Genomic DNA, 7,499 nt, shown 5'->3' on the forward strand with positions numbered 1-7,499 from the left:
AAATGTAATTACAAACCGTCAGTGTGCCTGAAACCACTCCAGACCGACGGATTTAAGAAAATGTTGAACGGAGTATTCATCGGTTGATGGCATATCCATTACGGCTATGTAAACGCGCTTCACCGTATGAGCGAGGTCTTCGTAGGACAAATGGCGCACCGTTTGGTCAAAATAGCCGGTGTATTTGGTTGTAATGGCTTCTGCCTGCCTGATACATTCTACAATGAAGGGATGTTTTTCAGCATAAAGGCTTTCTTTGATGGCCTCTATGCTTTCCTTGTAAAGGAAATTGACAGGTAATTGATGCAGTACATGATTGGTCGGGCTGCCGGTCAATAAAACAGGCACGGGGAAATATTTACCCTCAGCGGCGATTTGCGAGTAGGTACGTTGTGCAAGTGCCAGCGACTCATCCAAACGATTCAGCACACTGCCAAAGAGTATTGCCACGCGCGGCTTTTCCGACAAACGCCCTACTTCCTTGTCTATCATTCGGTCTAAATCGGCAAGCATCTGCTCCATTCGCCAAGTGTTTTTACCTGTTTTGGCGCGGTCTTGCAACGAAGCGCGAATGAGGTAAGTCAGTGTTTGGGTAGGATTCAGCCCTATTTCCACCATCTGCTTGAAAATCAACGAAGTAGGCGACATTCCGGGAATAGTATTCGGGTCGTGCAGCGAAACCGTGCCGTCGGCTTTAACGAAACCGTCAATGCGGGCGCATACACCAAAACGCAAAGCCTCGGCAACAGCCTTAATCTGGCGGTGGATTTCGTGCAGTTGTTCCATCGGAACATTGACCGGAATACTCTTGCGGGTTGCACTGCTCACATATTTTGCCTGAAAATCATATGTTTCTACGGCAGGCTCTATGCCTGTGGGCGGTAAGGCTATCGGGCGGTCTTCCTCATCTTGAATAACGCCGCATGAAAATTCTTTCCCATTGATAAATCCTTCTATCAGTACAGAGGATTCACCGTGAACAGAGGTCAAAATGGCGTTGGTGTCGGAATAAGAAAAATAATCTTCTAATTTCTCGAGCAAATCCTGCGGATGCGCATACACGATAGCACCTTTATCAACCATAGAATCAGCCTCAAATACCAACGGGAAGCCAATGCTTTCTTCCACATTGGCAATTTTTTGCAGGTAGTTTTCTTTTGCCTGCTGATTCATGGCCGTCCATTGGGCTTTGGTCAAAGTCAGGCGGAACAGGCACTGCTCCACTGCCTTTACAAAAGCCTCTTCGCTGTCCTCCTTCACAATGGCCACACCTATGGAAGAGCCTCCGTGCGGTGCTTTCACCACAAAAGGCAGCCCTAAAATTGCTTTGACACGCTCAAAAAGTTCGCCGTGGTTTTCTGTATCCCATGTGGCCTTTCTGATGGTCATCTGCTGCTTTTCAACACCTGTAATGCGCTCAATCAGCTCGTTTTGCAGGGTTTTGTCTATGCCCGCAGCCGAGCCGAAAATGCCCGGGGCTGAATAAGGAATACCGTACCATTCCAGCAAGCCTTGCAAGCTACCGTCTTCGCCGGGCGCGCCGTGCATGGCAAGGAATACAAAATCAAAATGCTTTTTAAAATCCTGCGGCAGAATAGGTTGACCTACCGCATTGGTCATTTCTATGAAATTATTGTCGGAAAGCCGCCCCAACGACTCGGCGTAAACCTTAAACCTTGTACTTTTTTTTGCGTTCTTAATTACCGAAGCGGGCGGGTAAAAATCTCTGATTTTCTGATATTCAAATATTTGCTTATTGGTCAGAATAAAATTGCCTAAACTGTCCACAAAAACGGGAACGGGCTCAAAAAGTGTGCGGTCTAAATTGTTGAATACGGTTTTTCCGCCTGCAAAAGAAATTTCACGCTCGCGTGAAGGCCCCCCGAAAAATATTGCGACTCTCATCTGTCGTAGATTTGTATTAATTTGCAGCTAAGATATTCAAAAAATTACGCATGGCGCAAGAAGTCATCAGAACAGACCAAATTTCCAGACGCTACGTCATGGGCAGCGAAATCATACATGCCCTCAAATCCATATCCATCACTATCAATCGCGGAGAATACGTTGCCTTTATGGGGCCATCAGGCTCCGGAAAGTCCACTCTGATGAATATTATCGGTTGTTTGGATACGCCCAGCGGCGGCACCTACATTCTGGCGGGCAAAGACGTGAGCAATATGACAGAGGATGAACTTGCCGACATCCGCAACCGCGAAATCGGTTTTGTATTTCAGACCTTTAACCTCCTCCCCCGCTCTACCGCATTGGAAAACGTAGCTCTGCCTTTGGTTTATGCAGGGTACAGCAAAGCCGAGCGCGAAGAAAGAGCCATGCAGGCACTCGTCAGCGTGGGTCTGGGCGACCGCGCCAAACACAAACCCAACGAGCTTTCGGGCGGGCAGCGGCAACGCGTGGCCGTAGCCCGTGCATTGGTCAACAACCCCAGTATCATTCTGGCCGACGAACCGACCGGTAACTTAGATACGCGCACTTCCTACGAAATCATGGAATTGTTTGACCAACTGCATAAAAAAGGCAATACCATTATTGTTGTAACGCACGAAGACGATATTGCGCGTTACGCACACCGCATCGTGCGCCTGCGCGATGGCCTGATTGAGTCTGATGTTGCGAACACAGAAATTACCAACCCAACCGAAATGAAAATGGCATTGGCCGCGAAGGGGAAATGAGAATTTATACTAAAACAGGCGACAAAGGCCAAACCTCACTGATTGGAGGTACGCGCGTATCTAAGGCAGACTTGCGCATTGATACCTACGGAACAGTTGATGAACTCAACTGCTACATCGGCCTTGTGCGCGACCTGAATACGGATGAAGCACGTCGTGCACTGCTCAAAGAGGTGCAAGACAGGTTATTTACCATTGGTTCTAATCTGGCTGCCGAACCGGAGCAACAGAAAAAAGTAATCCCTGACCTGAAAAATGAGGACATTGAGCGACTGGAAAAGGCAATGGACGAAATGGATGCCGAGCTGCCGCCCTTGCGCCATTTTGTGCTGCCGGGCGGACATACCTCCGTGTCGTTTTGCCACGTGGCACGCACCGTTTGCCGCCGTACCGAGCGTCTGGTTATTGCACTTGCCGAACAGGCAGAGGTACACCCCATGATTGTCCCCTACCTGAACCGCCTTTCCGATTATCTTTTTGTGCTTTCGCGCAAAATGGCACAGGAACTGGGCGTGGAAGAAGTGAAGTGGTTGCCACGGGTGTAGGTAACTGAGTAATTTAAAGCGCTATTAGACCTTTTACCGCTAAGTTTTACGCTATTACAACCTTTATTCGCGGAGTTCTCTGAAAAAGTCCTATTAAAAGTTTAACTTTTCAAAGATTTAGCCTGTGTCATATTATCCGCTGAAGAGGGTCTTCGACCGCCGAAAGATATAGTTTAGGGTTACTATTAGCGGTCGCCAGACCCTAACAGCGGCCAAACAGAAATATAACTTTTCCAATGAAACTTAAATCATTCACGTGGTATTACAAAGCTCTGCGTGCCGATACTACATTGCCCAATTCTTTAGCAATTGCTACCCGTTGTTTGGCCAATTGGCTGTATGAATGCAACTGAATGATGACCTGGGCTTCATCATTTGCCTTTTCGGCGCGTTTGATTTCCGCAAATGTTTCCGATTCCAGCTTTTCTATAAATTCTTTTTTCAAACGCAAAATATTTTCATACACAGCAAGCGGCAACTTGTCGGTTTCCTTAGGTACGTAAATATCGTGCATCAACTCCCAATTAGGGCTTGCTTCGTAGCGATTTTCGGTGATATTGACCACCATTTCCACGATATCGGGCGTGGCATAGCTGATAAAATACTGTGCATCAGGCTCTTCTCCTTGCATCACCGCATCTTTGTACATTTCCAAAGCACGGCGGTACAGCGGCGTGTGAAACTCTATATCGTCAATTTCATGTAATAAATATTGCCACAGTTTGAGGTCATCTTCCAAATAATACTGACCGTATTTGAGCAATAGGCGGATGCTTTCCTGCTCGTGGCGATTAACGATTTCGGAAATACTTTTTTGAAAAACGGCAGTTCCTCCGATAAACTCCTCCGGCGGAGGCAATACCTCATCGGGAGGCATATCATACGGTTCATCGGGCAGTGGCGGCAAATGTTCATCGGTCGGATGAGGTGGCTCGTTGGAGGCTCTTTGCTGCAAATGGCTGCGCTGTTGTTCACGCTCCCGTTGGCGTTGCTCTTGTTGAGCGGCCTTCCAAAGAGTCTGCCCCACCTCTGCCGTCAGTACCTCTACGCTCACTTGCAATAGCGAGGCACATTGCTTCACAAACATTTCGCGTTTGATAGCATCAGGCACTTTGGCAATACTATTGACTATTTCGCGAACGGCTTCTGCTTTTTTAATCGGTTCATCGGCAGCATCTGCAAGCAAAGTTTGCATCTTGAATCGGATAAAATCCGTTGCTTGCTCTTGCAAAAAATTTTTAAATGCAGCACTGCCCTGTTTTTTAATGAAACTGTCGGGGTCTTCGCCGGTAGGGAACACCACCGCCCGAACATTCATTCCTTGCGCCAGCAACATATCAATGCCACGCAGCGATGCTTTAATACCTGCCGCATCGCCGTCGTAAAGAACGGTTACATTGTCCGTAAAGCGTTTGATGAGCTTGATTTGCCCTTCGGTAAGCGAAGTACCCGACGAAGCCACCACGTTGGCGATGCCCGCCTGATGCATGGCAATTACGTCCATGTAGCCCTCCGTCAGGTAGCAGTTATCTGCCTGACGAATGGCTTGTTTGGCCTGAAAGATGCCGTACAGCACCTCACTTTTCAGGTAAACTCCCTCAATTTCAGGGGAATTAAGGTATTTCGGCTTATCATCGGCTTTGAGCGTGCGTGCCCCGAAAGCAATCACTTTGCCCGCCAAATCGTGAATGGGGAACATCACCCGCCCGCGGAAACGGTCGTAACGCTGTGTCTTGCCTTCATTTTCCTTAACAACCACCAACCCCGTTTTCTCGAGCAATTCGGCACTAAATTGCTGTTTCAGAGCTGCCTGCTCCAAAGCGTGCCAATCGTTGAGGCTGTAACCCAATTCAAAGGTGGCAATGCTTTGGGAATTGATGCCGCGTTCTTTGAAATAGCTCAAGCCTATGGCCTGCCCTTCCTCCGATTGCAAAAGTTGATTTTTGAAGAAATTTTTAGCAAAACTCAAAACAATGAGCATGGATTCGCGCTGTGCGCGCGCTTCTTCGTAGGCCTCATTTGGCAGATATTCCTCCTCAATTTCAATGTTGTATTTTTTTGCCAAATAACGCAGCGCTTCGGGGTAGCTCAACCCCTCAATATCCATTATAAACTTGACCGAATCTCCCGCAGCACCGCAACCGAAGCACTTGTAAATTCCTTTGGCAGGAGATACCGAAAAAGACGGCGATTTTTCATTGTGAAACGGACAACATGCCCATAAATTCGTCCCTTTGCGTTTCAGCGAAACAAAATCGCCGACAACATCCTCAATGGCAGCCGTTTCTTTAATGCGACGTATGGTCTGTTCGGAAATACGCATAGTCTATTCTTTCGCCCCGTTTTTTATCGGCAGCATAATAAATCATATCAAAACTATGAAAAATGCACTAATTTAGGGCTGAAAACCTATAACGCTAACTACTTTTACGCATGATTAATGCCCTTGAGCGGTTGGGAAAGCAGTTGCAGGGAGATTTATTCACCGACAGTGCCACACGCATATTGTATGCAACCGATGCTTCTGCTTACCGCGAGATGCCTTTGGCTGTTGCCGTTCCCCAAACCGTTGACGACCTGAAACGCCTCATTCAATTTGCCAATGATTTTAACACATCGCTGATTCCGCGCACTGCCGGCACCTCGTTGGCAGGTCAAGTGGTCGGCAACGGCATCGTAGTGGATGTTTCCAAATATTTTAATAAAATTCTTGAAATTAATACAACCGAAAAGTGGGTGCGCGTGCAGCCCGGCGTGGTTCGGGACGAGCTGAATATGGCTTTGCAGCCCTACGGATTGTTTTTCGGTCCCGAAACTTCCACCGCCAACCGCGCCATGATTGGCGGCATGGTCGGTAACAATTCCTGCGGTTCTAATTCCATTGTGTACGGCAGCACCCGCGAACACGTGCTGGAAATCAAGGTGTTACTTGCCGATGGCAGCGAGGCAATTTTTAAGGAATTAAGCCTCAACGAATTTCAGGCAAAATGCAACGACGACAACGCCGCAAGCCCTCTGGAAGCAGCTATCTATCGGCAAATCAGGGAGTTACTGTCCAACCCCGAAAACCAAAAGCAAATCCGCGACAACTTCCCCAAAGCCGTTATTGAGCGACGCAATACAGGCTATGCATTAGACATATTGCTGGAAACCGAACCATTCAGCACGGCGGAAGAATACCGCACCTTCGGACCTTACGTGCAAAAGGCAGATGCACCGCCGCCGTTTAATTTTTGCAAACTCATTGCCGGTTCGGAAGGCACGCTGGCATTTATCACCGAAATCAAGTTGAATCTGGTGCCGCGTCCACCCGAAAAAGTCGGCTTGGTGTGCGTGCATTGCAACAGCATAGATGAGTCGCTGCGTGCCAATATTATTGCCGTAAAGCATCGCCCCAGCGCCAGCGAACTGATAGACCATTATGTATTGGAATGTACCAAAGCCAATATTGAGCAGCGACAAAATCGCTTTTTTGTGCAAGGCGACCCACAAGCCATCTTGGTGGTAGAATTTTCCAAAGATACAGCAGAAGAAGTTTACGAAGCTGCCAATCAATTAATTATAGATTTGCAATCACACGGATTAGGATATTATTATCCGATTGTCAGCGGTGCAGATGTAAAAAAAGTTTGGGCGCTTCGCAAAGCAGGCTTAGGATTGCTTGGCAATATTCCCGGCGATGAAAAAGCCGTCGCCGTTATTGAAGATACAGCCGTCGCCGTTGAAGATTTACCTGCCTATATCCGCGAATTTAACGCCATTTTAAAAAAATACGGGCTTTACAGTGTTCATTATGCCCACGCAGGTTCGGGAGAGCTACACTTGCGACCGATTATTAACCTAAAAACCGAAGAAGGCAACCGATTGTTTAAGACAATTGCACAAGAAATTGCCGTTTTGGTCAAAAAATACAACGGCTCACTTTCGGGCGAACACGGCGACGGGCGCCTGCGCGGCGAGTTCATCGCCCAAATGGTCGGGCAGCGCTGCTACGAAATGTTCCGAGAGGTCAAACAAACTTGGGACCCCAAAGGCATTTTCAACCCGGGCAAAATCGTGGATACCCCGCCGATGAACCAATTCCTGCGCTATCAGCCCAACCAACAAACCCCTGACTATCAGACAGTTTTGGACTTTGGCGCATCGGGCGGCATCCTGCGCCACGCCGAACAATGCAACGGTTCGGGCGATTGCCGCAAGTCGCACCTCTCGGGCGGAACAATGTGCCCCAGCTACATGGCTACCCGTTCGGAAAAAG

5 protein-coding genes are annotated in these 7,499 nt (G+C 48.1%); 3 read left to right on the forward strand and 2 right to left on the reverse strand.

Annotation, left to right across the window (positions count from 1 at the left end; translation table 11 throughout):
• Nucleotides 1-18 precede the first annotated feature (18 nt).
• Entirely contained in the window at nt 19-1,905 is a 1,887-nt protein-coding gene (locus NDK19_RS15060) for a D-alanine--D-alanine ligase (protein WP_250632734.1), read from the reverse strand.
• Nucleotides 1,906-1,955: 50 nt separating this feature from the next.
• Here NDK19_RS15060 and NDK19_RS15065 point away from each other — a divergent pair, with 50 nt between their 5' ends.
• Both NDK19_RS15065 and NDK19_RS15070 read left to right on the forward strand, forming a co-directional pair.
• Nucleotides 1,956-2,696 (forward strand): ABC transporter ATP-binding protein, encoded by a 741-nt coding sequence (locus NDK19_RS15065; RefSeq protein WP_317207177.1) that lies wholly within the window; start codon nt 1,956-1,958, stop codon nt 2,694-2,696.
• Nucleotides 2,693-3,241: a cob(I)yrinic acid a,c-diamide adenosyltransferase gene (locus NDK19_RS15070; protein WP_250632735.1), complete on the forward strand. Its 549-nt coding sequence runs from the start codon at nt 2,693-2,695 to the stop codon at nt 3,239-3,241. The genes NDK19_RS15065 and NDK19_RS15070 overlap by 4 nt, the downstream gene beginning before the upstream one ends.
• A 262-nt stretch (nt 3,242-3,503) precedes the next feature.
• On the opposite strand, the gene dnaG is transcribed toward NDK19_RS15070, so the two are convergent.
• A complete protein-coding gene (gene dnaG, locus NDK19_RS15075; protein WP_250632736.1) occupies nt 3,504-5,564 on the reverse strand; it encodes a DNA primase in 2,061 nt (686 codons plus the stop codon).
• Nucleotides 5,565-5,674: 110 nt separating this feature from the next.
• Between dnaG and NDK19_RS15080 the strand changes: the two genes are divergently transcribed.
• A partial coding sequence (locus NDK19_RS15080; RefSeq protein ID WP_250632737.1) for an FAD-binding oxidoreductase occupies nt 5,675-7,499 on the forward strand: 1,825 nt, incomplete at its 3' end.

This window comes from Rhodoflexus caldus, assembly GCF_021206925.1.
Lineage (GTDB): Bacteria > Bacteroidota > Bacteroidia > Cytophagales > Thermoflexibacteraceae > Rhodoflexus > Rhodoflexus caldus.

What these genes read in the sequence shown, in the direction of transcription:
- dnaG (WP_250632736.1), bottom strand. Translation starts at nt 5,564, where the DNA reads ATGCGTATTTCCGAACAGACCATACGTCGCATTAAAGAAACGGCTGCC.
- NDK19_RS15070 (WP_250632735.1), top strand. Translation starts at nt 2,693, where the DNA reads ATGAGAATTTATACTAAAACAGGCGACAAAGGCCAAACCTCACTGATT.
- NDK19_RS15065 (WP_317207177.1), top strand. Translation starts at nt 1,956, where the DNA reads ATGGCGCAAGAAGTCATCAGAACAGACCAAATTTCCAGACGCTACGTC.
- NDK19_RS15060 (WP_250632734.1), bottom strand. Translation starts at nt 1,905, where the DNA reads ATGAGAGTCGCAATATTTTTCGGGGGGCCTTCACGCGAGCGTGAAATT.